The organism is Micromonospora sp. NPDC023737, assembly GCF_040639715.1.
GTDB lineage: Bacteria > Actinomycetota > Actinomycetes > Mycobacteriales > Micromonosporaceae > Micromonospora.
Genome location: NZ_JBFAAL010000001.1, coordinates 94983 through 121172 on the forward strand (window position 1 = coordinate 94983; position 26190 = coordinate 121172).

21 protein-coding genes are annotated in these 26190 nt (G+C 70.4%); 8 read left to right on the top strand and 13 right to left on the bottom strand.

Going from position 1 to position 26190, the window contains the following annotated elements; genetic code table 11:
* Positions 1-54: 54 nt before the first annotated feature.
* The 4 genes from wecB (AB0F98_RS00450) to AB0F98_RS00465 are packed head-to-tail and all read right to left on the bottom strand — an operon-like array spanning position 55 to position 4572.
* Positions 55-1179 carry a UDP-N-acetylglucosamine 2-epimerase (non-hydrolyzing) gene (wecB, locus tag AB0F98_RS00450; protein WP_357726354.1) on the bottom strand — a complete coding sequence of 375 codons (1125 nt, stop codon included), beginning with the start codon at positions 1177-1179 and terminating at the stop codon, positions 55-57.
* A complete protein-coding gene (locus tag AB0F98_RS00455) occupies positions 1176-2414 on the bottom strand; it encodes a glycosyltransferase family 4 protein (RefSeq protein ID WP_357726357.1) in 1239 nt (412 codons plus the stop codon). Before AB0F98_RS00455 ends, wecB (AB0F98_RS00450) begins: the two co-directional genes overlap by 4 nt.
* Positions 2411-3538 carry an NAD-dependent epimerase/dehydratase family protein gene (locus AB0F98_RS00460; RefSeq protein ID WP_357726360.1) on the bottom strand — a complete coding sequence of 376 codons (1128 nt, stop codon included), beginning with the start codon at positions 3536-3538 and terminating at the stop codon, positions 2411-2413. Before AB0F98_RS00460 ends, AB0F98_RS00455 begins: the two co-directional genes overlap by 4 nt.
* Complete coding sequence (locus AB0F98_RS00465) at positions 3532-4572, bottom strand: polysaccharide biosynthesis protein (RefSeq protein WP_357726363.1); 1041 nt, start codon at positions 4570-4572, stop codon at positions 3532-3534. The genes AB0F98_RS00460 and AB0F98_RS00465 overlap by 7 nt, the downstream gene beginning before the upstream one ends.
* A gap of 237 nt (positions 4573-4809) precedes the next feature.
* Here AB0F98_RS00465 and AB0F98_RS00470 point away from each other — a divergent pair, with 237 nt between their 5' ends.
* Positions 4810-6015, top strand: coding sequence for a glycosyltransferase (locus AB0F98_RS00470; RefSeq protein WP_357726366.1), 1206 nt, complete (start codon positions 4810-4812; stop codon positions 6013-6015).
* 7 nt (positions 6016-6022) lie between these two features.
* Entirely contained in the window at positions 6023-7099 is a 1077-nt protein-coding gene (gene wecB / locus AB0F98_RS00475; RefSeq protein WP_357726369.1) for a UDP-N-acetylglucosamine 2-epimerase (non-hydrolyzing), read from the top strand.
* An 87-nt stretch (positions 7100-7186) separates the two neighbouring features.
* Here the strand turns inward: wecB (AB0F98_RS00475) and AB0F98_RS00480 are convergent, their stop codons facing one another.
* Together AB0F98_RS00480 and AB0F98_RS00485 are read right to left on the bottom strand one after the other, a co-directional pair.
* Positions 7187-8569, bottom strand: coding sequence for an oligosaccharide flippase family protein (locus tag AB0F98_RS00480; RefSeq protein ID WP_357726372.1), 1383 nt, complete (start codon positions 8567-8569; stop codon positions 7187-7189).
* A gap of 47 nt (positions 8570-8616) precedes the next feature.
* The gene (locus AB0F98_RS00485) at positions 8617-10029 is read right to left on the bottom strand and encodes a hypothetical protein (RefSeq protein ID WP_357726375.1); all 1413 of its coding nucleotides are present in this window, start codon (positions 10027-10029) and stop codon (positions 8617-8619) included.
* A gap of 150 nt (positions 10030-10179) precedes the next feature.
* Here AB0F98_RS00485 and AB0F98_RS00490 point away from each other — a divergent pair, with 150 nt between their 5' ends.
* Positions 10180-11103 carry an NAD(+)/NADH kinase gene (locus tag AB0F98_RS00490; protein ID WP_357726378.1) on the top strand — a complete coding sequence of 308 codons (924 nt, stop codon included), beginning with the start codon at positions 10180-10182 and terminating at the stop codon, positions 11101-11103.
* A gap of 83 nt (positions 11104-11186) precedes the next feature.
* Here AB0F98_RS00490 and pgm read toward each other — a convergent pair whose 3' ends face one another.
* Both pgm and glgC read right to left on the bottom strand, forming a co-directional pair.
* The gene (pgm, locus tag AB0F98_RS00495) at positions 11187-12830 is read right to left on the bottom strand and encodes a phosphoglucomutase (alpha-D-glucose-1,6-bisphosphate-dependent) (protein WP_357728953.1); all 1644 of its coding nucleotides are present in this window, start codon (positions 12828-12830) and stop codon (positions 11187-11189) included.
* Positions 12831-12907: 77 nt separating this feature from the next.
* Positions 12908-14140 carry a glucose-1-phosphate adenylyltransferase gene (gene glgC, locus AB0F98_RS00500; protein ID WP_357726381.1) on the bottom strand — a complete coding sequence of 411 codons (1233 nt, stop codon included), beginning with the start codon at positions 14138-14140 and terminating at the stop codon, positions 12908-12910.
* Between the two features lie 70 nt (positions 14141-14210).
* On the opposite strand from glgC, the gene glgA reads away from it, so the two are divergent.
* Positions 14211-15431: a glycogen synthase gene (gene glgA, locus AB0F98_RS00505; RefSeq protein ID WP_357726384.1), complete on the top strand. Its 1221-nt coding sequence runs from the start codon at positions 14211-14213 to the stop codon at positions 15429-15431.
* Between the two features lie 33 nt (positions 15432-15464).
* Here glgA and AB0F98_RS00510 read toward each other — a convergent pair whose 3' ends face one another.
* Positions 15465-16409, bottom strand: a complete 945-nt coding sequence (locus tag AB0F98_RS00510; protein ID WP_357726387.1) for an inositol-3-phosphate synthase — start codon at positions 16407-16409, stop codon at positions 15465-15467.
* Between the two features lie 183 nt (positions 16410-16592).
* Here AB0F98_RS00510 and AB0F98_RS00515 point away from each other — a divergent pair, with 183 nt between their 5' ends.
* Positions 16593-18689: a maltotransferase domain-containing protein gene (locus AB0F98_RS00515; protein ID WP_357726390.1), complete on the top strand. Its 2097-nt coding sequence runs from the start codon at positions 16593-16595 to the stop codon at positions 18687-18689.
* Entirely contained in the window at positions 18677-20782 is a 2106-nt protein-coding gene (gene glgB / locus AB0F98_RS00520) for a 1,4-alpha-glucan branching protein GlgB (RefSeq protein ID WP_357726393.1), read from the top strand. Before AB0F98_RS00515 ends, glgB begins: the two co-directional genes overlap by 13 nt.
* A gap of 290 nt (positions 20783-21072) precedes the next feature.
* Here glgB and AB0F98_RS00525 read toward each other — a convergent pair whose 3' ends face one another.
* From AB0F98_RS00525 to AB0F98_RS00540, 4 genes are all read right to left on the bottom strand, one after another.
* Positions 21073-21516 carry a hypothetical protein gene (locus tag AB0F98_RS00525; RefSeq protein WP_357726396.1) on the bottom strand — a complete coding sequence of 148 codons (444 nt, stop codon included), beginning with the start codon at positions 21514-21516 and terminating at the stop codon, positions 21073-21075.
* A gap of 66 nt (positions 21517-21582) precedes the next feature.
* Positions 21583-22122 (bottom strand): hypothetical protein, encoded by a 540-nt coding sequence (locus tag AB0F98_RS00530; protein WP_357726399.1) that lies wholly within the window; start codon positions 22120-22122, stop codon positions 21583-21585.
* Positions 22086-22325, bottom strand: a complete 240-nt coding sequence (locus AB0F98_RS00535; RefSeq protein ID WP_357726403.1) for a hypothetical protein — start codon at positions 22323-22325, stop codon at positions 22086-22088. The genes AB0F98_RS00530 and AB0F98_RS00535 overlap by 37 nt, the downstream gene beginning before the upstream one ends.
* A gap of 116 nt (positions 22326-22441) precedes the next feature.
* Positions 22442-23485, bottom strand: coding sequence for a phosphatase domain-containing protein (locus tag AB0F98_RS00540; protein WP_357726406.1), 1044 nt, complete (start codon positions 23483-23485; stop codon positions 22442-22444).
* Between the two features lie 132 nt (positions 23486-23617).
* Between AB0F98_RS00540 and AB0F98_RS00545 the strand changes: the two genes are divergently transcribed.
* Together AB0F98_RS00545 and yaaA are read left to right on the top strand one after the other, a co-directional pair.
* A complete protein-coding gene (locus tag AB0F98_RS00545; RefSeq protein WP_357726409.1) occupies positions 23618-25231 on the top strand; it encodes a hypothetical protein in 1614 nt (537 codons plus the stop codon).
* A gap of 10 nt (positions 25232-25241) precedes the next feature.
* The gene (gene yaaA, locus AB0F98_RS00550) at positions 25242-26039 is read left to right on the top strand and encodes a peroxide stress protein YaaA (protein ID WP_357726412.1); all 798 of its coding nucleotides are present in this window, start codon (positions 25242-25244) and stop codon (positions 26037-26039) included.
* Positions 26040-26190: the final 151 nt, after the last annotated feature.

The following is a 26190-nucleotide window of genomic DNA, read 5'->3' on the forward strand; positions in this document are numbered from 1 at the left end:
AGAACGACAACTGTCCAAGATTTCACGTGGGTCAGGCCGGCGGGCACCGGTTGCTCAGCGGCGAATGCCCGCCCAGTCGTGGTGCCGGCGAACTGTGGAGAGGATGAAGTCGACCACGCGGCGGGACGTGTCGGGGATCCGGTAGTCGGCCGGGCAGGGGACCCCCTGCGCGGCGACCTGGTCCACGGTGACCTGCACCGCCTCCACCACGCCTTCCGGGTCCAGCCCGGTCATGATGATGCCGCCGGCGTCGAGCGCCTCGGGTCGTTCGATCGACTCCCGGAGCGTGACCGCGGGGAAGCCGAGGATCGCGGCCTCCTCGCTGATCGTTCCGCTGTCCGACAGGGTGCAGAACGCCCGGGTCTGTAGGTGCACGTAGTCGATCAGGCCGAAGGGTTCGTGGAAGGCGATGCCCTCCAGCGCGCCGGCGTCGGGCGCCAGCGCCTCCAACCGCTTGCGTGTACGGGGATGCGTCGAGACCAGCACCGGGTGGCCCCAGCGATCGTGGACCGCCCGGAGGCAGTCCAGCAGCCGTTGCAGCCGAGCCGGTGAGTCGACGTTCTCCTCGCGGTGCGCGCTGACCACGAAGTAGCGACCGGGTTCCAGTTCGAGCTGGCGCAGGATCGTCGAGGCGGTGATGTCCGCCCGGTAGTGCTCCAGCACCTCGCGCATGGGCGAGCCGGTGAGCAGGATCCGCCGAGGGTGCAACCCCTCGGCGAGCAGGTTGCGGCGGGCGTGCTCCGTGTAGACCAGGTTGAAGTCGGCGACGTGGTCGACCAGCCTACGGTTGGTCTCCTCGGGCACGTTCAGGTCGAAACAGCGGTTGCCGGCCTCCATGTGGTAGACGGGCACCCGCATCCGGCGCGCCATCAGCGCGGCGATGCAGCTGTTGGTGTCCCCGAGCACCAGCAGCGCATCCGGCCGATACTCGGCGATTGCCGCCTCCACCCCGATGAGCACGCCACCGAGCACCCGGCCGAGCGAGGACGTGTCGACCCGCAGGAACCGATCCGGCTCACGCAGCCGCAGTTCGGTGAAGAAGACGTCGGAGAGGCTGCTGTCCCAGTTCTGTCCGGTGTGCACCAGGACGTGATCGACCGTGTCGTCGAGCCGGGCGATCACCCGGGACAGTCTGATGATCTCCGGGCGGGTACCGACCACCGTCATGATCCGGGTCATGCCCGTCCTCCCTGTGCTGCCGCCTTGGTCAGAATGTCCTCGAACTGGTCGACGCCCGCCCGCAGCGACATCCGCTCCCGGTAGACCTGCCGGGCCCGGCGGCTCAGCTCCTGGCGTACGGCGGTAGGCGTCTCGGCCGCCTGGCTGAACCGTTCGGCGAGCGCCTGCCAGTCCTCGGGCGGGCAGACGAGACCGACGTCGGTCGACCGGATCAGCGCGGCGGTGTCGCCACCCACCGAGCCGATCACCGGCACCCCGCAGGCCAGCGCCGCCTGCAACTTCGACGGGACCGCGGCTCGCAGGGCGGGCACGTCGCGCAGGCAGATCAGCTGCCAGTCCGCGGCCGCGTACAGACCAGCCATCTCCGCAGCGGGGCGACGGCCGACGAAGCGTACGTTGTCGGCGCCGAGGCCGGCCGCGAGCCGGCGGGCGCGCTCCTCGTCGGCGCCCGAGCCGACCAGCACCAGGTCCACCCGGTCCCGCACGGCGGCGGCCGCACGGATCGCTGTCTCGAGGCCCTGTAGCAGGCCGAGGTTGCCGGCGAACATCACGGTGCAGCGCCCGCGGTGGCCGAGCACCGCGCGGGCCTCGTCGGTGACCGGGACCGGACGGAAGAGCGCGTCGTCGGTCCAGTTCCAGACCACCCGCACCTTCTCCGGGTCGGCGCCACGCGCCACCACCTGCTCCGCCATCGTCGGCGAGATCGCCACGACGGTGTCGGCCAGCCGGTACGTCCGGCGCATCAACCCGCCGACCCCCCTCTCCAGCGCGCGTCCACCCGGGCCGGTGGGTGCCATGCCGGACTGCATCACCGACTCGGGCCACAGGTCCTGCACGTGCAGCACGACCGGGGTCCGTCGCGTGACCCGCAGCAGGGCCGCCGCGGCGATCGAGGTCGGCGGCGGGTGGTAGACGTACGTGACGTCGACGCCGGAGAGCCACCGCAGCCCGGCGGCCGCGCTGCTGGCGCCGAAGGAGAGGCCACTCATGGCCCTACGTACGGCCGACGTGTCGTGGCTCGGGTAGGCGGGCACCCGGCGAATCTCCACCGCGCCGTCGGTTTCGCGGTGTCGCCAGCGTTGTCGCCAGCCGGGGAAGACCCGCCCGTACGGGTAGCTGGGAAAGGTCGTGAGCACCCGCACCTGGTGGCCGCGCTCGGCCAGCCGCTGGGCGAGGTTGCCGGGGATGAACACCCCCTCCGGCGGGTACCACTGGCTGATCAGGCCAACCTTCACGCACCCACCGCCACGGGCGCGGCCAGTGGCTGCTCGACCGGTTCGGGCCAGGTGTCCGGCCGGTCCGGGTCGAACAGCTCGTTGGTCCAGAACTGGGTGAGCAGTTCGCCGGAACCGGTGTTCACCAGCTTGTGCACCCACATCGTCGGCATGTCGACGAGCACCGGGTCGGCACCGCTGACCGGGAACCGCAGCACCTCGGTGTCGCCCACGCGCCGCAGGCTGATCTCGGCCGAGCCGTGCAGCACCACGAACCGCTCCACCTTGGCCAGGTGGAAGTGCTCGCCCCGGGTCACCCCGGGGCGGGTGGTGGAACAGAAGGTCTGCCCCGGCCCGCCGTGCACCTTGACGGTCTCCACGAGATTGCCGCGCGCGTCGGACCGTCGGGGCAGCGGGATCGGGTAGTGGGCCGGGAAGCAGTGCGACCGGTACGTGTTGAACAACCGCACGTCGTGCCGGTCCGACAGGCACGGGATCTCCCCGGAGCGGTAGGTCCCGGCCATCGCCGCGAGCCGGTCGGCCAGGTCGCGTACGCCGATCCGCAGCGGCGGCATCTCCGGGTCCCACGACCCGCCGGCCGGCACCCCGGCGAGCCGGGCGGCCGCGTCGGTGACGTGCACGAGACTCAACTCACGATCGGCGTGCACCTCCGGCTGCCCGCCCTCGGCGAGCAGCCGGCAGAACGTCGCCACGGCCGAGTGGTAGAAGGGCACGCCGTGCTCGCCGTAGAGGTTCGGCAGGAGAACGTCGTCGAAGGGCAGGCCGGTGTCGGCGAGGATGCCGGCGGCGGTGGCCTTCGAGTCGCCGTACGGAGTGCCGTTGCCGGCCTGCACCGAGTTGGCGAAGACCACCGATCCCGGCGGAACGGCCGCGTGGCGCAGACCCTCGGCGAGCTGAGCGGCGAGCTGCACGTTGCCGGCCGCCACGTCGGCGGGCTCCCCCCGGTTCACCCCGGCCACGTGCAGCACCCGGTCGACACCGGCGACCTTGGTCGCGACGCTCGCCGGGTCGGTGAGGTCGGCCCGGGTGAGCACTGTCGGTTCCGGCCAGCCCAACGCGTGCGCCAGCACCCGTACGTGCCAGCCCAGGAAACCGCCGGCCCCGGTGACCGCGAGCCTCAGCACGCCAGCACCGGATCCCGCAGCGCCAACTCCGCGCGTACCTCGGGGAGCGTCTTCAGCAACTCGACGATCTCCGGTACGCCGAGCCGGGGCGCGTTCGCCGAGTTGAAATCCTCGATCGGTCGGCCGCCGAGATCGCCCTCGGAGACGTAGAGCGCGTAGTTCAGGTCCCGGGCGTCCAGCGGTACCCGGAAGTACTCGCCGAAGTCCTCGGCGCGGATCAGCTCCTCCCGGCTGGCCAGGGTCTCATCCAGCTTCTCGCCGTGCCGTACGCCGATCGTGTCGAACTTGGCGGGCACGTCGAAGAGCTGGCAGAGCGCCTCGGCCAGGTCGCCGACGGTGCAGGCGACCGCCTTGCGAATGAAGACGTCGCCCGGCCGGGCGTGCGCGAAGGCGTGCTCGACCAGTTCCACCGAGTCGGCCAGCGACATCAGGAAGCGCGTCATCCCGGGATCGGTGACCGTGGGCGCCCGGCCCGCCTTGATCTGCTCGATGAAGAGCGGGATCACCGAGCCGCGCGAGTACATGACGTTGCCGTACCGGACGCAGGAGACGGTGGTGGCGCTGTTCGGGTTGTTCCGCGCGTGCGCCTGGGCGACCTTCTCCATCATCGCCTTGCTCATGCCCATCGCGTTGACCGGATGTACGGCCTTGTCGGTGCTGAGCACCACGACCGAGCCGACGCCGTTGCGTTCGGCCGCCTCGATGACGTTGGCGCTGCCCAGCACGTTGGTCCGGACCGCCTCAAGTGGGAAGAACTCACACGACGGCACCTGTTTGAGCGCGGCCGCGTGGAAGACGTAGTCGATGCCCCGGCTCGCCCGCAGCACCGAGTCGTAGTCACGCACGTCGCCGACGTAGTAGCGGACCCGCTCGTCGCCGATGCCCCGGCGCATGGCGTCCTGCTTGGCCTCGTCCCGGCTGAACACTCGGACCTCGCCCACGTCCCGGCCGAGGAGGCGACGCACCATCGTCTGGCCGAAGGAACCCGTGCCGCCGGTGATGAGCACTCGGCGTTTGGTCGTCGTGGAAGTCACTCGAGCTCCGTTCGTCGTGGACGGTGGCAGCGGCCGGGCCCACTGGGCCCAGGCAGCAATCACAATCCCGGCAACGAGCCACCCGGCCCTGGAGAAACGGATAATCGGGGACGATTCGCTAGGCGTGTCACTCCCGGGCGATCCTCGTTGAGCCTCTGGCAGCCGCCGTCCAAAGACTGCGCGCCCGCTTCGAGCTTCGAGTCGGCCACTTCTCTCGACGCGACCAGAAGGACATGGATGAAGACGATCAGCCGTAGCGTGTTGCTCTGCGATCTGGCGCCGTTCCGCCACTCGACCCGGACCCGCAAGATCGCGAGCACGGTCGCGCCCGGACGACCGGGCGAGGTCAGCGCGATCACCCTCTCCCGGGTCGGCCGGCTCGGGATGAGTGACCACCCCGGGCGGTCGGTGATCGACGGTGTCGAGGTCGAGCAACTGCCGGTGCGTGAGATCGAGGATCGGCGTACCCTCACCGCCTCGGTTCGCAACCTGCTGGTGGGGTATCTACCGGCGCTCTGGCGGCTTCGTCGACGGGTCCTCGCCACGCCGGCCCGGACGATCCTCGTGGGCCACAGCGCACTCTTCTGGCTCGGCCTCGCCCATCGTCGACGCTGGGCCAGCCAGGTGATCATCAGCAGCCGCGAACGACCCGGGGGCGTCCGCACCAAGGGTTCACTGGCCACGTGGTTCTCCCGCGTCGAACCGTGGATGGTCCGACGGGCCGCGCGCCGGCACGCTTTCACCGTCGTGGCGGTCTGTGAGAGTCACGCCGCCCGGTTCCGCGAGCTCGGCGTCAGGGACGTGCTGGTGGTGCGGAACGTACCGATGGCCTCGTTCGCACCGGATTTCACGCCCTCGCCCGGCGGCCACGAGCTGCGGGTCGCCTGCGTCGGCAGCCTCTACCCCGGACGGGGGATCGAGGTGTTGATCGACGCCGTGGTCGCCGCACGGGCAGTCGGCGTGCCCGTGCGACTGACCATCACGGGTCCGGCCGGCACCGAGTACCGGCAGTCGCTGCGCGACCGGATCGACGCGGCCGAGGCCGGGACGTACGTCCACCTGGAAGGTGCCTGCGCGCCCGACGAGGTGGTCCGCTGCTACCAGCGGGCGCACGTCGGCACCGCACTCTACGAGGCCGTCGACGCGGCCAACGACTCGCTCTCCAACAAGATCTTCGAATGTGTCGTGGCCGGCCGCCCGGTGATCGCCGGGAACCTCCCCGAGAACGCGGCACTGGTCGAGCGCCACCAGCTGGGCTGGACCTGTCCGGTCGAGGTCGGCCCGCTGCGGGACCTGCTGATCGACCTGGCTGCCGACGTAGCAGCCGTGCGGGCGCGCGCCGAGCACTGCCACCACGTCGGCCGCACGGAGTTCATCTGGGAGATCGAGACCCTGCCACTGCAGAAGCGCCTGATCGGCGCCGAGACCTTCACCCACAACTAGGAGAGCGATGTCGGTCCAGGTTCTACACGTCACCGGCGCTCGACCGAACTTCCCGAAGGCCGCGCCCGTCGTTCGTGCGCTCGACCGGCGGGGCGTCGAGCAGCGGCTGGTGCACACCGGCCAGCACTACGACGAGCGGATGTCCGACGTCTTCTTCCGGCAGCTCAACCTTCCCGAACCGGACGTCAATCTCGGAGTGGGGTCGGGTAGTCAGGCCGTGCAGACGGCCGCCATCATGACCGGTCTCGAAGCCCTCCTGCAGCGCGAGCGTCCCCGCCTCCTGGTGGTCTACGGCGACGTCAACTCGACCCTGGCCGGCGCGCTCGTCGCCGCGAAGCTGGAGATCCCCTTCGCTCATGTCGAGGCCGGGCTGCGCAGCTTCAACCGCGCCATGCCCGAGGAGATCAATCGGCTGGTGACAGATCGTCTCGCGGACCTGCTCTTCGCGACCAGCCCGGACGCGGTTGCCCATCTCGCCGCCGAAGGCGTCAGCGCCAGCCGGATCCACTTCGTCGGCAATCCGATGATCGACACCCTGCTGGCCAACCTCGAACGGCTCGACGCGGCACACGTCCGCGCCACCGTCCAGCTGCCCGAGCGCTATCTGGTCGCGACCCTGCACCGCCCCGCCAACGTGGACGATGCGGGCGACGCCGCCGAACTGACCAAGGCGGTCCACGCCGCGGCCGACCAGTTGCCGATCGTCATGCCGGTGCACCCGCGCGGACGCGCCACCCTCGCGGCGGCTGGGATGTTCGACCACCCGCAGGTGCGGGTCGTGAACCCTCTGGGTTATCTCGAATTCCTCAGCCTGGTCCGTGCGGCGGCAGCCGTCATCACCGACTCCGGCGGGGTGCAGGAGGAGACCACCGTGCTGGGTGTCCCGTGTCTCACCCTGCGGCCGGACACCGAACGACCGGTGACCATCTCGCACGGCACGAACCGGCTGGTCGGCCGGGCCGACCTTGCCGCGGAGGTACGCGTCGCGCTGGATTCGCCGCGGCCGCCCGAGCCGGTCACACCACCGCTGTGGGACGGACGGGCCGGCGGTCGAATCGCCGACGTGATCGTCGACTTTCTGTGAGGCGCCCCGTTCGCTGCGGTTCCGGTGAACGAAGGCACCGCCGAACGGCACCGCCTGAACGCGGCGCCGAACGGCATCGTCCTGACGTCAGGTGGCCGTTCCCGCGCGGGAGCGCTGGAGGTCCGGCGCCTGGGTTCCGGACGACTCCGACAACGCCGAGGGCCGTCCCCTGGTGACTACCCAGAGCGACAGGAGCCAGCCGGCCACGTAGGAAATCGCCGCCGACACACCGAAGGCCCACACCGCCGCCAGGGCCGAGGCACCCGACCAGGCTGCCGCGCCGGCTGCGCCCGTCACCAACACCACACGCCCCGCGTCCCAGGCGAGTTGCAGACCCTGCCTCCCGAAGACGACGAGTGTCTGCGACAGGGGGGAGGCGACGAGCTGCGTCGCGACGAAGAGCGCCAATGCCTGCGCGTAACGACCGCTGTTCACCCATTCCTCGCCGAACAGCGCCGAGAAGGCCGCCGGTGCGCCGAAGATCAGAGCCAGCAGCCCCACCGCGGCGGCCACCGAGAGCTGTCGGCTCGCCTTGACGAACAGCAACCTCGGACGTTCCCCGTCACCGCCTCGCGCGGCGCGGGACAACTCCGCCAAATAGACCTGAGCCACCGCCATCCCGAGCAACGCCGCTGGCATCGCCAGAATTCGCTGAGTCAGGCCGAGCCAGCCCGCCACCTCAGCGCCGTAGTGGTAGGCGATGAGCAGGACGGGCAGTTGCAGTCCGACGACGTTCAGCAGCCCGGACGGCGCCAGCAGGAGTGGGAAACGACGGTGGCGAACGGCCGTCTCCCACAGGGTGAGCCGCGGCGTCCCGACCGGCTCGTCCACCGCTCGTCGACGCGCTCCGCGCGCCAGGCTGAGTGCGCCGACACACTGGCCGACCGCCAGTCCCAGCGCCATCCCGCCGGACCGCACTCCGGCCGCACCGAAGCTGACCTGTGTGACCAGCATCGTGCTGTACTGGAGCAGATTGCGTCGGCCGATCGCGCCGTACCGTCGGTACCGGATCGCCAGCTGATTCAGCACGAGGACAGCGCCCATGGCGGCCGCGGTCCACGGCGTCAACCAGAGCCAGGAGCGGAGCGAGGGCTGACTGAACAGTTCTGCGATCTCATCCCTCGCCGCCGCCACGACGACCGTTCCCAACAACCCGGTAGCGAGCGCCATGACGAGCCCAAGGGCCACGAGGGCGTGCGCGTCGCGGTCCCGCTCCGGGAGCGGAACCGCCAGCTCGAACCGGCCGGCGGCCACTGTCCCGAGTATCGCCGCGAGCGTGGACAGCACCGCGAAGACGCCGAAGTCCGAGGGACTGTACAGGCGCGCGAGCAGCGGTGCGGCAAGTAACAGGAGCAGTTGACCAACGGCGCTGCCGGTGACGATGCTCAGCACTCCCCGGCGGCTGCCGCCGAGCCGACCGCGAACCGCCGCGAAGAGGGCGGAGACAGCACGCGCCCTGCCGGTGGGCATTGGGGCGTGACCAGGCGCGGAAGTCTCCTCCTGCCGGAGCGAGCCGGTCAAGAGTGCCAGGCCCCGTACCGTGGTCGCGACGAGTGACGGGGTGCGTAGGAGAGCCCCATTGCCGCTCCGGCGAATGCCGGCCTCGGCATCGGTCGCCTCGTCGGCGCGTGCGAACGACGGCTGAGCTGCCGCTGACCCAAGCTGGTTCTACTGCCCCAGTACCACAGGCCCAAATAGGCGACCAACCCGACATTCAACGGCGTCTCGAGGCCTCCGGCCATCCAGGTGCCGAGAACGACCGTGACCCCGGAGAACCCCACGAGTTCCAGGGAGTTGTAGCTGGCAGCACGCATGGTCCGTTGAGTCAGAAGTTGAAGGAGCACCCCGAGCAGCGCGGCGATGAGGATCAAGCCCATCGTGTCGACGTTGTAGTGGATCGAGCCCCACAACGAGGGTGGTGACGTCCCTCGGGTCGACCCGTACATCGTGTAGAAGACCTCCGCGCTCAGGGTGCTGCCACGGTTGCCTGGCAGGACGCCGGCAAGCCCTTCGAGCCACTCTGCCCCGTGACGGACGGGGCTGCCGGCGGTGTAGTTGAAGGCAGCGATCCCGGACATCTGATTGTCGTTCACGAACCGAGCGACCAGGCCGTTCAGGGCTGCCCGTATCGGGCTCTCGGCGCTGTCGGCGCTTCGCCCCAGCACATAGGTGGACAGCAGCATGAGTGGCAGACCGATGCCCAGCGGCACCAACATGGCCTTTCGCGGCAGCCGCCGACGGTTGTGCAGGAACGTGTAGACCATCGCGGTCAGCAGGAAGAGCACCAACGCGCCGCGCTGACCGGTGGCCATGAGCCCGAGGAGAGCGGCGACGGCGAGCGCGATCGAAGCCGCCCGGGCGAGGAGCCCACCCCGGTTGAACGACCAGACGACCAGAACGAGAGCCAGCGACGGCAGGATCACGTTCTTGAACTGGTTGACGTAGCCGGGAAAGAAGTAGGCGTTGCCCGCGTACGACTCGAGGCGAAGGGTGGCGATATCTGCCGGAACGCCGTTGAGTTGGCCCCGCAAGCCTTCGATGAAGGCGCTGTATCCGACCGCGGTGAAGTAGGCGGCCGTCACGACGATCGAAATCACGACCACGGTCATGATCGCCGCTGTCGGCGGCACCAGCGATACCCGGTAGGCCGAGTAGCTCACCCGCGGCTTCGCCGACACCGTCTCGCTGTGCCGCAAGCAGAGGTGGGTGACCAGACTGGCGCCGATATAGAGCGCGATCGCAGCGGCCATGAGCTGGCCGTAGAAGACCTCGGTGTCAGACGCCGGGTTGATCAGTCGAATCGTGCCGTAGAGCATCAGCAACTGACACACCACGAACAGCCCGTCCGGCGAGAGGATGCCGTACCGCCGAATTGCGACAAAGTAATGAACAACAGCCAATCCAAGGACCGGCAAAAAAAGCAGGATCATTCTCGGCCCCCGTTCGCCACCGACGTTGACTCAACGAGAGGCCTCCGTTCAGGTCACGGTGCTCGCGTCCCGCCGACGTCCGCCAGCAAAGTGCCGCCGGTCCGGATGATCCGCCTGCCTCGACGACCCGATCTGTGATGGGGTGTACCCATGGACCGCCACGTGCTCGGGCTGGTGCTGCACCCGACGCGGGACGCCTCCGACATCATCGCGATCGTCGTCGACTGGGCGGCCCGGCACGGCAAGGACCTCGCCGTACGCCAGGAGGACCGGCACCGCGTGCCCGCGAGCGTGGAGGCGCTCCCCCAGGAGGAACTGGTCAACCGGGTCACCGCGCTCATCAGCATCGGCGGGGACGGCACCATGCTCGGCGCGCTCCGGTCCACGGTCGGTAACCCGAAACCGGTGCTCGGCGTGCATCTGGGGCGGCTGGGCTTCCTGGTGGAGGTGGAGCCACCGGAGCTGCCCGAGGCGCTGGACCGGCTGACGAACAAGAATTTCACCGTCGAGGCGCACAGCTGCCTCGCCTGCGACGTCTGTGGCGACGACGTGGTGGCGTTCAACGACATCGCGCTGATCCGCCGGCCCGGCACCGGGCTCGTCATCGCCACCCTCGCCGTGGACGGCCAGCGCTACGGCTACTACCGCTGCGACGCGCTCGTGGTCAGTACGCCCACCGGCTCGACCGCGTACAGCTACGCGGCCGGCGGCCCGCTGGTCTCCCCGGCCACCCAGGCGGTGGTGGTCACCCCGTCGGCGCCGATGGCCGGTATCAGCCGTTCCGTGGTGCTCTCCCCGGAGGAGAACGTGCGGCTGGAACTCACCCCCGACTCCGGGCCGGTGGCCGTGGAGGTGGACGGCCGGGTCTTCCGCGAGGCCACCTCCGAGGGAACGATCGACATCGTCTACCGCCGGGAGGCCGGGATGGTGGTCCGCCTCGACCCGCGCCGCTACCAGGAACGCAACCAGCTCAAGCTCAGCCTGATGGATCTGCCGCTGCTGCCCGAGCAGCTCCGCGAACTGCTTCCGCAGACCTTCCGCGAGCAGCTCGACCGCCGGGAGATACCCCGCTGACCAGCAAGGACGACCTTGGCCGTCGGGGACGCGGTGCCGGCACGAGAGCCCTTCCGGGGGGCCTCGCGCCGGCAACCACCCACTCAGGCCTGCTTGAGCACCTCGGTGACCAGGTCCTTCGCCTCCCGCTGGATCCGGGTCAGGTGCTCCGCACCCTGGAACGACTCCGCGTAGATCTTGTAGACGTCCTCGGTGCCGGACGGACGGGCCGCGAACCAGCCGGACTCGGTGGTGACCTTCAGCCCGCCGATCGGGGCGCCGTTGCCGGGTGCCGTGGTGAGGGTGGCGGTGATCGGCTCGCCGGCCAGCTCGGTGGCGGTCACCTGCTCCGGGGAGAGCTTGCCGAGCACGGACTTCTCCTCCCGGGTGGCGGGGGCGTCGATGCGGGCGTACGCCGGGGCGCCGAAACGCTCGGCCAGCTCGGTCCAGTGTTCGCTGGGGGTCCGGCCGGTCGTCGCGATGATCTCCGAGGCGAGCAGGCAGAGCAGGATGCCGTCCTTGTCGGTGGTCCAGGTGCCGCCGTCGCGACGTAGGAACGACGCTCCGGCGCTCTCCTCGCCACCGAAGCCGACCGCGCCGTCGAGCAGGCCGGGCACGAACCACTTGAACCCGACCGGCACCTCGAGCAGCGGGCGGCCGAGGTCGGCCGCGACCCGGTCGATCATCGACGAGGAGACCAGCGTCTTGCCGACCGCGGCGGCCGGACCCCACTGCTCCCGGGTTCGGAACAGGTGGCCGATCGCCACGGCCAGGTAGTGGTTGGGGTTCATCAGGCCGCCGTCGGGGGTGACGATGCCGTGCCGGTCGGCGTCCGCGTCGTTGCCGGTGGAGACCTGGTAGTCGGCGCGGGCGGCGATCAGCGACGCCATCGCGTTCGGCGAGGAGCAGTCCATGCGGATCTTGCCGTCGCCGTCGAGGGTCATGAACCGCCAGGTCGGGTCGACCGTCGGGTTGATGACGGTGAGGTCGAGGCGGTGCCGCTGCGCGATCTCACCCCAGTAGTCGACGCTCGCCCCGCCCAGCGGGTCCGCGCCGATCCGCACCCCGGCCGCGCGGATCGCGTCCAGGTCGATCGCCGCCGGCAGGTCGTCGACGTAACGGCCGAGGAAGTCGTACGTCCCGGTGGTGTCGGCGGCGCGGGCCCGGGCGTACGGGATCCGCCGGACCTCGGCGAGCCCGCCCGCGAGGATGGCGTTGGCCCGGTCCTGGATCCACTTCGTGGCATCGGTGTCGGCCGGCCCGCCGTGGGTCGGGTTGTACTTGAACCCACCGTCGTCGGGCGGGTTGTGCGACGGGGTGATCACGATCCCGTCGGCGAGCCCGCTGGTACGTCCCCGGTTGTGGGTGAGGATGGCGTGCGACACGGCGGGGGTGGGCGTGTAGCCGTCCCGGCTGTCGAGCAGCACGGTGACGTCGTTGGCGGCGAGCACCTCCAGCGCGTCCACCGCAGCCGGGGTGGACAGGGCGTGGGTGTCCCGGCCGAGGAAGAGCGGCCCGTCGACGCCGTGTGCCTGCCGGTATTCGCAGAGCGCCTGGGTGACCGCGACGATGTGGTCGGAGTTGAACGCGCGGCGCAGGCTCGACCCCCGGTGGCCGGAGGTGCCGAAGGAGACCTGCTGCGCCGGGTCTCCCGGGTCGGGGTGCTCGGCGTAGTAGGCGGTGATCAGCCGGGGCACGTCGACCAGGTCGGCGGGCTGGGCCGGCTGGCCGGCACGGGGGTGGGCCACTGCGGCAACCTCCTCGGACGGGGTGGACGCCGCCTTGTTCCCGGCGGCGGCCGATTCCATGCGTACGGTGAGCGACGTCAGGGCTCTACCCGCTGCCCCTTGCCGATCACCACGACCCCATTGTCGGAGACAACATAGCGTTGCCGGTCCTTCTCCAGGTCAACGCCGATCTCGGCGCCCTCGGGCACGAAGACGTTCTTGTCGAGGATCGCGCGGCGGACCACGGCGTGCCGGCCGATCTCCACGCCCTCCATGAGCACGGCGCCGTCGACGTGGGCCCACGAGTGCACCCGGACCTTCGGGGAGACGACCGAGTTCTCGACGAGGGAGCCGGAGATCACCGCACCGGGCGAGACCAGCGAACCGACCGCCCGGCCGACCCGCTCCCCCCACTGGTGGACGAACTTGGCCGGCGGGTACGGGGGCTGCTCGGTGTAGATGGGCCAGTCGAAGTTGTAGAGGTTGAAGACCGGGTGCACGTTGATCAGATCCATGTGCGCGTCGTAGAAGGAGTCGAGCGTCCCCACGTCCCGCCAGTAGCCGCGGTCGCGGTCGGTGCTGCCGGGCACGTCGTTGTCCTTGAAGTCGTAGACGTTCGCCTCGCCGCGCTCGACCAGCATCGGGATGATGCTGCCGCCCATGTCGTGCTTGCTGGTGTTGTCCTCCGCGTCGCGTTCCACCGCTTCGCAGAGCGCCTTGGTGGTGAAGACGTAGTTGCCCATGGAGGCGTAGATCTGGTCGGGGGCGTCGGGCAGGCCGACCGCGTCGGTTGGCTTCTCGCGGAAGGCCCGGATGCGCCGGCCGTCCTCGCCGACCTCGATGACGCCGAACTGGTCGGCCATCGACAACGGTTGCCGGATCCCGGCGACCGTGACGCCGGCGCCGGAGGCGATGTGGTCCTCCACCATCTGCCGGGGGTCCATCCGGTAGATGTGGTCGGCGCCGAAGACGATCACGTAGTCGGGCTGCTCGTCGTTGATCAGGTTAAAGCTCTGGTAGATGGCGTCGGCCGAGCCGGCGAACCACCACGGGCCGCGGCGCTGCTGCGCGGGCACGGGGGTGACGTAGTTGCCGAGCAGCGTCGACATGCGCCAGGTCTTGGTGATGTGCCGGTCGAGGGAGTGGGACTTGTACTGGGTCAGCACGACGATCTTGAGATAGCCGGCGTTGGCCAGGTTGGAGAGGACGAAATCGACCATGCGGTACATCCCGCCGAACGGGACGGCCGGCTTGGCCCGGTCCGCGGTCAGCGGCATCAGGCGCTTGCCTTCTCCGCCGGCCAGGACGATCGCGAGCACCTTGGCAGCCATGGTGAGACGCTAACCAGCCCCGTGGAACTTCACCACTCGTACGGTCGGACTTCTGCACTAGGGTGCGGTAATGACCGACTCCGCCCCCGCGGCCGGACAGCTCCGCGTCGACCTGCTCACCCGCGAATACCCGCCGGAGGTGTACGGCGGAGCCGGCGTCCACGTCGAGTACCTGGCCCGGGAGCTGCGCCACCTCGCCGACGTACGGGTGCACTGCTTCGGCCTGCCGCGCACCGAGCCGGGTGTCACCGCGTACGCCGAGCCACCGGGGTTGACCGGGGCGAACGCCGCGCTGCGCACGATGGGCGTGGACCTGGAGATGGCCGCGGGCTGCGCCGGTACCGACGTGGTGCACAGCCACACCTGGTACGCGAACCTGGCGGGGCACACCGCGAAGCTGCTGCACGGGGTGCCGCACGTGGTCACCGCGCACAGCCTGGAGCCGCTGCGGCCGTGGAAGGCCGAGCAGCTCGGCGGCGGTTACGCCCTCTCGTCGTGGTGCGAGCGCACGGCGGTGCTGTCCGCCGACGCGGTCATCGCGGTGAGCGAGGGGATGCGGCGGGACGTGCTCACCGCGTACCCCGAGGTCGATCCGGACCGGGTGCGGGTGGTCTACAACGGCATCGACACGGTGCAGTACGCACCGGATCCGGGCACGGACGTGCTCGACCGGCTCGGCATCGACCCGGCTCTGCCCAGCGTGGTCTACGTCGGGCGGATCACCCGGCAGAAGGGGCTGCCGTACCTGCTGCGCGCCGCCCGGGAACTGCCGGCCGACACCCAGTTGGTGCTGCTCGCCGGCGCACCGGACACTGCGGAGATCGCGGCCGAGGTGGAGGGGCTGGTCGCGGAGCTGCGGGCGAACCGGTCCGGGGTGATCTGGGTGGCCGAGATGCTGCCGAAGCACGAGGTGATCCAGGTCCTCACCCACGCCACGCTCTTCGCCTGCCCGTCGATCTACGAGCCGATGGGCATCGTGAACCTGGAGGCGATGGCGTGCGAGACGGCGGTGGTGGCCACCGCGACCGGCGGTATTCCGGAGGTGGTGGCCGCCGGGGAGACGGGCCTGCTGGTCCCCATCGAGCAGGCCGACGACGGCTCCGGGCGACCGCTGGATCCGCAGCGTTTCGTCGCCGACTTCGCCGCGCGGATCAACGAACTGCTGGGTGACCCGCAACGCGTGGCGGCCTTCGGGCAGGCGGGCCGGCGTCGGGCGGTGGAGCACTTCTCCTGGGACGCGATCGCGTCCCGGACGTTGGAGATCTACCGGTCGGTGGGTGCGGCGGGCTGATCCGCTCAGACCGCCGATCCGGGGCCCGGCCGCTCAGACGGCCGTGCCGGGTGGGGACTTGAACAGCGCTGTCGCCTCGGCCGAATACCCGCCGTGCCCGTTTCGGAGCGCGCCGGCCGCGATCCGAACGAGGTCGATGTTGACGCCGGCGGCGCCGCTCGGATCGTGCACCGTGAGTTTCAGGTCGAGGCTGACCGCTGTTTCACCCCAACCCTGTGCCTCAACGTTGAGGTGCGCCACCTTCTGCGATCTCAGCTGCGGCAGGTATCCCAGCGGGGCCAGCTCGACCTTGTCGGACGCCGACAACGCGTTGAGCTTGGACTGCTTCTTGGAACTGGGGTTCTCGACCAGATTACGAAAGTCCTCGGTACCGCCGAGGTTGACCTGATACGAACTGACCAGGGTGAGGCCCCGCTCCGCCAGCAGACGCAGCAACGCGTCGTGCACCACAGACGTGCCGAACTGGCTGGCCAGGTCGTCACCGAGCAGCGGCAGACCGGCAGCGGTGAACCTGTTCATCAACTCTGCGTCACGGGCGATCGGGTCGGACGTGGTGTTGACGAAGGCGACACCTGCGCGGTACGCGGCTTCGGCGTACGCCCGGGCCGTCTCCGGCCGACCGCTCGGTGCCGAGTAGAGCAGCACCTCTGCCCCGGCGAGCTTCGCCGCCACCCGATCCACCTCGCTCATGTCGACGAGACCCCTGGTGACTGGGACGGCCGCGCTGGGGAGATCACAGTCGAGCGCAGGGAAGTTGTTGGGCGGCATGAAGATCGCCTCGGTCAAGCCCCTGCCGATCTTCTCTTCGGAGATGGCGAAGGCCGCGACGAAGTCGATGTCGGCCACGCCGAGCCCGTCGATCACCGGCCGGCGAATACCCACCAGGCTGCCGGTCTGGCGGTAGAGGGCGATCCCCTGCACCAGCGCCGACGTGTTGTTACCGACACCCACCACCGCGAGCCTCACCCGTTCGATCATGAAGGGGAGGCTACTGATCTCGACCGGGATGATCCACGGTTGAGGATGGGCGAGACGAGAGCCAGGACGATCTGTTCTCGTCAGCATTGCTGATCGGTGCGCCGGGGCAGGTGGAGGCCGCGGTGCTGGCCGGACCGACGTGCTTGCCGCGCGCGAGCGGAACTCGCACAGTAGGTTGGCGGGGTGAGTGGACGGTTCCCGATCGAAGACGTCTCCCCCGTCGTCTCGTGCGGTCGCTACCCGGCGAAGGCCGTCGTCGGCGAGCTGGTGCCGGTGGCGGCGCGGGCCTACCGGGAGGGGCACGACGCGCTCGGCTGCAACGTGGTGTGGTCCGGCCCGGACGGCGCGACCCGGCCGTTCACCCGGATGCACCCGGGCGAGCCGGGACAGGACCGCTGGCACGCCGTCATCCGGCCGGACGTGGTGGGTGACTGGTCGTTCCACGTCGAGGCGTTCCACGACCCGTACCTCACCTGGCAGAACGCGGTGACGAAGAAGCTCGCGGCCGGGCAGGGGCCGGCGGAGCTCGCCAACGACCTGGCCGAGGGCGCGCAGCTGCTGGACGCGGCCACGCCGGGGGTACCGGCGGCGCAGCGGCAGCGGGTGACCCGGGCGGCTGCCGCGCTGCGCGACACCGACCGGGAGCTGTCGCAGCGGGTCGAGCCGGCGTTGGAGCTGGCCGACCTGCTCTGGGCGTACCCGGTGCGGGAGCTGGTGACGGCCGGCGACGAGTACCGGCTCTGGGTGGACCGGGAGCGGGCGCTCTTCTCCGCCTGGTACGAGTTCTTCCCCCGTTCCGAGGGCGCGGTGCCGGCCACGGTCGACGCGCCGGCCCGCTCCGGCACCTTCGCCACGGCGACCCACCGGCTGGCGGGCGTGGCCGCGATGGGCTTCGACGTGCTCTACCTACCGCCGATCCACCCGATCGGACGGGTCAACCGCAAGGGCCGAAACAACGCGCTCACCGCCGGGCCGGACGACGTCGGCTCGCCGTGGGCGATCGGCGCGGCGGAGGGCGGCCACGACGCCATCCACCCCGACCTGGGTACGGCGGAGGACTTCCGGGACTTCGTCGCGGCCGCGGCCGAGCAGGGCCTGGAGGTGGCGATGGACCTGGCGTTGCAGTGCGCCCCCGACCACCCGTGGGTCACCGAGCACCCGGAGTGGTTCACCACACGGGCCGACGGCACGATCGCGTACGCGGAGAACCCGCCGAAGAAGTACCAGGACATCTACCCGCTGAACTTCGACAACGACCCGGAGGGCATCCGGGCGGAGATCCTGCGGGTGGTGCTGCACTGGGTCGGCGAGGGCATCCGGATCTTCCGGGTGGACAATCCGCACACCAAGCCGTTCGACTTCTGGCACTGGTTGATCTGGGAGGTCAAGCGGGTCGAGCCGGACGTGCTCTTCCTCGCCGAGGCGTTCACCCGGCCGGCGATCATGCACGGCCTCGGCAGGATCGGCTTCACCCAGTCGTACACGTACTTCACCTGGCGGACCACGGCTGCGGAGATGCGGGCGTACTGCGAGGAGCTGGTAGCGGCGGCCGACTACATGCGCCCGAACTTCTGGCCGAACACCCCCGACATCCTGCACGAGACGTTGCAGCACGGCGGTCCGCCGATGTTCAAGATCCGGGCGGTGCTGGCCGCGCTGCTCTCCTCCTCCTGGGGCATGTACGCGGGCTACGAGCTGTTCGAACACGTGGCCCGCCCGGGCGCCGAGGAGTACCTGGACAACGAGAAGTACGAGCTGCGTCCCCGCGACTGGGCCGACGCGCAGGAGCAGGGCCGCTCCCTCGCCCCGTTCGTCGCCGTCCTCAACCGGGTACGCCGGGAGCATCCGGCCCTGCACCGGCTGCGTAACCTGCGCTTCCACGACATCGACAATCCGGCGCTGCTCTGCTGGTCCAAACGGGACGCCGACACCGGTGACACGGTCATCGTGGTCTGCTCGTTCGACCCGGGCGAGGTGCAGTGGGGCAACACCACGCTGGACATGCCGGCGCTCGGCCTCGACTGGCACGAGCGGTTCACCGTGCACGACGAACTGACCGGCGCCAGCTACGACTGGGGGCAGCGCAACGCGGTGCGGCTCGACCCGTACCTGCAGCCCGCGCACGTGCTGACCGTGCACCGCCCGGTCCCACCGGAGACGCCGGCCGAGTTCGCCACCGCCCCGGGAGAACTCACCACCGAGTCCGTTCCCGACGACCTTTCCGGCGGCACCGCCCCGACCGCTCCCGCCCAGAAGGACGACCTCCGATGGACCAGCTGATCGCCGGGAACTTCCACGATCCGCACTCCGTGCTCGGCGCGCACCCGGCCGATGGCCGGACCACCATCCGTACGCTGCGCCGCGGCGCGGCCGACGTGGCCGTGCTGGTCGACGGCGAGCGGCACCCGATGAAGCGGGTCCACGACGCCGGGGTCTTCGAGACCACCGTGCCGGGCACCGTACTCGACTACCGGGTGGAGGTCGACGGTACGACGCACGACGACCCGTACCGTTACCCGCCCACCCTGGGCGAACTGGACCTGCACCTGATCGGCGAGGGGCGGCACGAGCGGCTCTGGGAGGTGCTCGGCGCGCGGGTCTTCGACGAGGGTGTGGCGTTCGCCGTGTGGGCGCCGAACGCACGCGGTGTGCGGGTGATCGGCGAGTTCGCGGGCTGGGCGCCGGACGACGGCTGGCCGATGCGGTCGCTCGGCGCCAGCGGGGTGTGGGAGATCTTCGTGCCAGGGGTGTCGGTCGGGGCCCACTACAAGTACCGGGTGCTGGGTGCCGACGGACGCTGGCGCGACAAGGCCGACCCGCTCGCCGCGTACGCGGAGGTGCCGCCGGCCACCGCGTCGGTGGTGCACCGCTCGACGTACGAATGGTCCGACGCCGCCTGGCTCGACCGGCGGGCGAAGACGCAGCCGCACCAGGAGCCGATGAGCGTGTACGAGGTGCACCTCGGCTCGTGGCGGCCCGGTCTCGGCTACCGGGAGTTGGCCGAGGAGCTGACCGAGTACGTCACCGGGCTGGGCTTCACCCACGTGGAGTTCCTACCGGTGATGGAACACCCGTTCGGCGGCTCCTGGGGCTACCAGGTCAGCGGCTACTACGCGCCGACGTCCCGCTTCGGCGACCCGGACGACTTCCGTCACCTGGTGGACCGGCTGCACGCCGCCGGGATCGGCGTGATCCTCGACTGGGTGCCGGCGCACTTCCCCCGCGACGAGTGGGCCCTGGCCCGCTTCGACGGCACCCCGCTGTACGAGCATCCCGATCCGCGCCGGGGCGAGCACCCCGACTGGGGCACGTACGTCTTCGACTTCGGCCGCCGCGAGGTGCGCAATTTTCTGGTCGCCAACGCGCTCTACTGGCTCGACGAGTTCCACGTCGACGGGCTGCGGGTCGATGCGGTCGCCTCGATGCTCTACCTGGACTACTCCCGGCCGGAGGGGCAGTGGGCGCCCAACCAGTACGGCGGCCGGGAGCACCTGGAGGCCATCGCCTTCCTCCAGGAGGTCAACGCGACCGTCTACAAGCACCACCCGGGGGTGCTGATGGTCGCCGAGGAGTCGACGGCCTGGCCGGGGGTGACCCGACCGACCTCGGACGGCGGGCTCGGTTTCGGATTCAAGTGGAACATGGGCTGGATGCACGACACCCTGCTCTACACCTCGAAGGACCCGATCTACCGCCAGCACCATCACCACCAGCTGACCTTTTCCCTGGCGTACGCCTGGAGCGAGAACTACGTGCTGCCGATCAGCCACGACGAGGTGGTGCACGGCAAGGGCTCGCTGGTCGGCAAGATGCCCGGCGACACCTGGCAGAAGCTCGCGAACGTCCGTGCGCTGCTGGCGTACATGTGGGCGCACCCGGGCAAGCAGCTGCTCTTCATGGGCTGCGAGCTGGGCGACGACCGGGAGTGGAGTGAGGAGCGCGGCCTCGACTGGTACCTGCCGCACGACCCGGCGCGGGCCGGCGTGCAGCGCCTCGTCGCCGACCTGAACCGCCGCTACCAGGAGACCCCGGCGCTCTGGGCGCAGGACACCGACCCGGCCGGGTTCCGCTGGATCGCCGGCGACGACGTCGCCAACAACACCGTCTCGTTCATCCGGATCGCCCCGGACGGGCAGACGCTGGTCTGCGTGGCCAACTTCTCCGCGCAGCCGCTGCCCGACTACCGGATCGGCCTGCCCGCCACCGGCAGCTGGCTGGAGATCCTCAACACCGACGCCCAGCCGTACGGCGGCTCCGGGGTCGGCAACATGGGCGAGGTGCGCGCCGAGGACGTGCCGTGGCACGGCCTACCGGCGTCCGCCGCCCTCCAGGTGCCGCCGCTCGGTGTGCTCTGGCTCCGCCCTGCCGCCTGATCTCCGGCTAGTCCATCTCCCGCCGTTGATCGACTCGCCTTCCTGGATGTCGGGGTGTCGCAGGCGCGCGGATACCCCGATTTCATGGAAGGCGAGTTGACCGTCACGTGTGAACCCGAACCGAATCCCTGTCCTTCGGAGCGGATCTGCGTAGGACCTGCTGGACGACGATCGACCGGAACACAGGAGCGAAGCAGACGGCGGCGGCGAGCAGGCCGAGCACATTGAGAAACTCCGCTAGGCCAACGGACATTCAGCCACCGAACCTCTCCGCGGCTCGTCCACCGCCATCACCCGCACTTGAGGAACTTGACGGTGTAGCCCAGGTCCGGGTCGATTTCGTAGCCGTACAACCCGGCGCGCCGCTGGTCGTCACGCCGAGCGGACAGTTCGATGTCCCAAACTTCCTTGGACAGGCCGAGGGATTGGAAGTTCAACCACAAGCCAGGTGAATCGGAGCCCGGGTCGAATTCCCAGGTGCCGCTGCCGGCGGTGGGGACCTCGCCGCCGAAGTCGCGCTTGATGATGAACTCCTCTACGTACCCCTCGTCCAAATCGAAGAGGGTGAAGAACGCGGGTGAGAGATCGTCCAGTGTGAAGTCTCCGGATTCCGCCGGCGACAAGCTGTCGCCCTCATCGGAACACCAGCGACCAGCCATGTCGCCGATGACGATCGGCACGCTCGGCGGCGAACTACAGGCGCCCAGAAGCGCGCCCGCGGTCACACAGACCATCGACATCAGGATCGCAGTGACCCTACTGAGGGCAGACCTCATAACCCCCGCCGACATCATCGATCGTCACCTGTCCCTACGTCGGCGCCAGGGCACCACCAAGACGAACCCAGAGACCAGAAGCGCCGCGGAAGCCGCCAGGAACCCGGCGGGCTCCCGCCACGCCTGACTGTCGCCGCCTTGATAGATCTGGGTCCAGCTACCGGTGTCGCGAGCGGGAACGGCGTCGCCGATCTCCGCACCCGGCGGCAGCCCGCCGGCGAGTTCCCGATGACGTCGCACGACGGAACCGTCGTCGCTGAGGAAGTCGCCGAACCAGCCGCATCGCTGCCGCGGCGTCTGCCGCCTGTCACACGAGATCGGTTCCGTCAGGACGAAACTTCCCGTGCGGCCGCCCTCGTGCGCGGCCCGCCAAGCCGGCACGAAAAGCGTGGTCGCGCCGAACGTGCCGAGGAGCCCGATCAACACGAACCCCACCGCGACAGCACGAAGCCGGCGCAGCTCGGTCCGACCGGTCACGTCGCGGCCACGAGGAGTCCTCGATCGAGTCCCGGTCGATGCCTCGCCATCTAGTCGAGCCGGTAGAAGACGGTCATGCTCGGCCACTCACCGTGCTCGTTCACTTCGTTGTTGCTGTACATCAGGCCGGCGATGTCGACCGGGCCGTACGCGGCGAGATCGTCGATCGAGTTCGCCACGTGCCGCAGCAGCGCGGCCACATCGCCCTGCCCCTCCCCGAACGGCAGGTTGATCCCGTAGTGGTAACAGGTGGCATCCCTGGGCGCGGTCTTGCCGTCCTCGACGTCCATGCCGTCCTCCTCGTCGCCCGCCGACCCGCCAGAGGATACCGAAGATGATCAACCCGGCGGTGGCACCGATGACGGCACGACGCCACGCCACGACGCGCCATCGCCGCACGCGTACGTCAGACCAGGTCCGCCTCGTCCAGCAGTTTCCACAGGCCGGCGCCGTCCGGGGCGGAGAACCACCGCTGCCCCGCCGGCCCGGACGCGTGCGGACGCTCGGCCGGGGCGGGCAGGCTACCGGCGAGCACCGACTGAGCCGGCGAGAGGCGGCGGATCGCCACCCCGGCCACGTTCTCCGGGTGGGCCGCGGCGAACTCGCGGTAGATCTCCTGATCGTGCTGGCCGTCGTCGCCGACGAGCAGCCAGCGCACGTCGGGGAACTCGCGGGCCAGCCGGGCCAGGGTCTTGCGCTTGTGCTCCATGCCGCTGCGGAACCAGCGGTCGGCCGTCGGCCCCCAGTCGGTGAGCAGCAGCGGACCGGCCGGGTAGAGGTGCCGGGACAGGAACCGGGTGAGCGTGGGCGCGACGTTCCACGCGCCGGTGGAGAGGTAGAAGACGGGTGCGCCCGGATGCGCGGTGACCAGCCGTTCGTAGAGCACGGCCATCCCGGGCACGGCGGCCCGGGCGTGCTCGTCGAGCACGAACGTGTTCCAGGCGGCGAGCAGCGGCCGGGGTAGCGCGGTCACCATCACCGTGTCGTCGATGTCGGAGAGGATGCCGAAGCGTACGGCCGGGTCGAGGATGCGGACGGGCGCCTCGACCGGCTCGGCGTCCGGCATGCTCAGCCGTACGGTGCCCCAGCCCGGCGGCAGTTCCGCCTCGACCACGGTGTCGATGAACCCGCTGCGGTCCGTCTGCGTCTCGTGCCGCACCCCGCCCGCCTCGACGGTGACCGTCACGTGCTTCGCCGGGAGCGTGGTGAAGCTGCGCCAGCCACGGACCTTCTCCAGCCGGGCCCGCTGGCGGGTGTCCGGGCGGCCGATCAGCACCCGGCACATCACCCGCACCCAGCCGGGAGCGCCGTAGCAGGTGTACGCGACGATGTTGATCCGCCAGCCCGTGCGCCGCAGCCGGCGCTCGAAGAACTGGTGGACGGCATCCTCGATCCGCGCCGCCCGGTGCAGGCGTGGAACGGCCAGCTGGCCGGTGGGGGTCGGTGGCACGCTGACACCCTGCCACACCGATGTGGCGGCGGCCACGCGGGCGATCGCAGCCCGACGGGTCTGCCCCGATCGACCACGCCCACCGGGGCAGACGTGAAACACTCCGGTCGGGACGACGACGGGGGCGTGGTCGTGTCGCAACCAGTGCAGCACCGCCGGCGTCGGCGGCTCGACCGGCCGGCGCTGGTCGCGCTGCTGCTCGGCCTGGCCGGGTTCGGCTACCGGCTGGTCCTGACGCTGCTCACGGTGCCGGTCTCGAACAGCGACGAGGCCACGTTCGGTCTCGCCGCCCTGCACATCGCGCAGGGCCGGGCGCATCCGGTCTTCCTGTACGGCCAGCGCTACATGGGGATGCTCGAGTCGTACCTCGCCGCTCCGCTGATCGCGCTGTCCGGTCCGAGCTGGCCGGTCCTGCGGCTGCCGATGCTCGTCCTCTACGCGATCTTCCTCTACCTGATCCACCGGCTCATGAGACGGATCTGCTCGCCCTGGTTCGCCGCGTTCGTGGTCGGTCTGCTGGCGCTCGGTCCCGAACGGGTCGTCCGTGACCAGTTGACCGTGGTGGGCGGCCGGGCCGAGGTCAAGGCGGCGGTGTTGCTGATGCTGCTGATCGCGGTGGGGCTGGCCACCGGCACGATCCGGCGCCGCCGGCTGGCCGTCGGGCTCTTCGGGCTGCTCGCCGGCCTGGCGCTCTGGTCGGACTGGTTGATCGTGCCGTACCTGGCGGTGGCCGGACTGCTGCTGCTCTACGCGGCGCGCCGGCACCTTCTCGGTTGGGCCGGGGTGCTGCTGGTCGTCGGCTTCGCGGTCGGCGCCGCTCCGATGATCTGGGACAACCTCGTCGCGCCGCCCGGCGAGGACTCACTGTCGGTGTTCCGGGAGATCAGTACCCGGGCGGGCCCGTCACCGCCGTGGTCGCAGCGGCTGCAGGGCGGCGTGCTGGAGGGGGTGCCGCTGGCCAGCGGCCTCTGCCCGATCGGCGGCTGCACCGCGTCGCAGCGATGGTTCGGGGCGATCTACCCGCTGCTGCTCGTCGTCTCGGCGGCGTTCGCGCTGATCGCGTACCGGCGCACCGCGGGCGGGCCCCGCGCGGTGCGGGTCCGGTGGGTCGCGCATCTCGCACTGGTCCTCGGTGCGGTGCTCACGCTGCTGTCGTACGTGCGCAGCCCGCTCTCCGCCACCGACCCGCTCGCGAACGCCCGGTACCTGGCGGTGCTCCAACTCTCCCTGCCGACGGTGCTCTGGCCGCTCTGGCTGGCGGCGGAGGCCTGCTGGCGGGGGACGGTGGGGGCGCTCGGCCGGTTCACCGGCGCGGTGGCGACCGGAGTGCTGGCCGGGCTCGCGGCGGCCATGCTGGTGGTCACCGTGCAGTTCGCCGCGACCGGTCTGCGGGCGTCCCGCATCGAGGAGCGGGAGGCCCGGGAGTTGGCAACCGCGCTGCGCGCCGACGGTCCCCACGAGGTGTACGCGGACTACTGGGTCTGCAACCGGCTCGTCTTCAACACCGACGAGGACGTGATCTGCGGGGTGGTCGACGCCACCCTGATGCCCGGGCAGAACCGGTACCCGCCGTACTGGCGGCAGGTGGGACGGGCCGACCGGCCCGGCTACGTGGTGGAGGCCGGTTCGCCGGCGGAGCGGCACCTGCGGGGGCTGCTGGGCGACCGGGTCGAAACCACACCGGTACGGGACGTCGGCGACTACCGCATCTACCACCCGGCGACTCCGTTGCGGCCCTGGCGGTAGATTTCACCGGGTGCTCATCCTGCTACCGCCCTCCGAGGGGAAGGCCGACGCCGGCACCGGCCGGCGGCTCGACCTGGACAGGCTCTCCCTGCCGGAGCTGAACCCGGCCCGCGCGGAGGTGCTCGCGGCGCTGGTCGCCCTCTGCGGCGGGCCGGACGAGGCGGCGGCCCGGGCCGTGCTCGGGCTCAGCGAGGGTCAGCGGGACGAACTCCGGCGCAACGCGCGGCTGCCGCAGATCGCCACCGCACCGGCCGCCCGCATCTACACCGGGGTCCTCTACGAGGCGCTGGACCTCCCGTCGCTGCCGCCGGACGCCACCCGCGCGGCCCGCCGCTCGGTGCTGATCAGCTCGGGGCTCTGGGGTGCCGTACGCCTCACCGACCGGATTCCGCCCTACCGCTGCCCCATCGGTTCGAAGCTGCCGGGGCCGGGTGCGCTGGCGGCGTACTGGCGGCGGGTGCTGGGGCCGGTGATGAGCGAGGCGGCCGGTGACCGACCGGTGCTCGACCTGCGCTCCGGCGCGTACGCGGCGACGTGGGCGGCACGTGGTGACGTCGCCGACCGGGCGGTGACCGTGCGGGTGCTGCACGAACGCGAGGTGGACGGGGTGCCGGTCCGCTCCGTGGTCAGCCACTTCAACAAGGCGACCAAGGGGCGGCTGGTCCGCGACCTGCTGCTCGCCGGAGTGCGGCCGCGTACCGCCGACGAGTTGATCGGCGCGCTGCGGGACCTGAAGTACACCGTGGTGGAGCAGCCGGTGCCGACCGGCCGGCCACGACAGGTTGATCTGGTGGTCACGCAGCTGTAAGAGCCTGCCGGGGACCATCGCCGCAGCTGCTGCGGGGTTCCCCCCACGGTCCCTCCGGGCGTGCGCAAGATTTCCTCAAGGCTGGGCCGGATCGGTTCCGTGTCCGGCGCGTACCGGTCACGGTAGGAATACCCCGACTCCGGCAAGGGAG

What these genes read in the sequence shown, in the direction of transcription:
- AB0F98_RS00470 (WP_357726366.1), top strand. Translation starts at nt 4,810, where the DNA reads ATGAAGACGATCAGCCGTAGCGTGTTGCTCTGCGATCTGGCGCCGTTC.
- wecB (WP_357726369.1), top strand. Translation starts at nt 6,023, where the DNA reads ATGTCGGTCCAGGTTCTACACGTCACCGGCGCTCGACCGAACTTCCCG.
- AB0F98_RS00535 (WP_357726403.1), bottom strand. Translation starts at nt 22,325, where the DNA reads ATGGACGTCGAGGACGGCAAGACCGCGCCCAGGGATGCCACCTGTTAC.
- AB0F98_RS00510 (WP_357726387.1), bottom strand. Translation starts at nt 16,409, where the DNA reads ATGATCGAACGGGTGAGGCTCGCGGTGGTGGGTGTCGGTAACAACACG.
- AB0F98_RS00490 (WP_357726378.1), top strand. Translation starts at nt 10,180, where the DNA reads ATGGACCGCCACGTGCTCGGGCTGGTGCTGCACCCGACGCGGGACGCC.
- glgA (WP_357726384.1), top strand. Translation starts at nt 14,211, where the DNA reads ATGACCGACTCCGCCCCCGCGGCCGGACAGCTCCGCGTCGACCTGCTC.
- AB0F98_RS00480 (WP_357726372.1), bottom strand. Translation starts at nt 8,569, where the DNA reads ATGCCCACCGGCAGGGCGCGTGCTGTCTCCGCCCTCTTCGCGGCGGTT.
- glgC (WP_357726381.1), bottom strand. Translation starts at nt 14,140, where the DNA reads ATGGCTGCCAAGGTGCTCGCGATCGTCCTGGCCGGCGGAGAAGGCAAG.
- glgB (WP_357726393.1), top strand. Translation starts at nt 18,677, where the DNA reads ATGGACCAGCTGATCGCCGGGAACTTCCACGATCCGCACTCCGTGCTC.
- wecB (WP_357726354.1), bottom strand. Translation starts at nt 1,179, where the DNA reads ATGACCCGGATCATGACGGTGGTCGGTACCCGCCCGGAGATCATCAGA.
- AB0F98_RS00485 (WP_357726375.1), bottom strand. Translation starts at nt 10,029, where the DNA reads ATGATCCTGCTTTTTTTGCCGGTCCTTGGATTGGCTGTTGTTCATTAC.
- AB0F98_RS00525 (WP_357726396.1), bottom strand. Translation starts at nt 21,516, where the DNA reads ATGGTCTGTGTGACCGCGGGCGCGCTTCTGGGCGCCTGTAGTTCGCCG.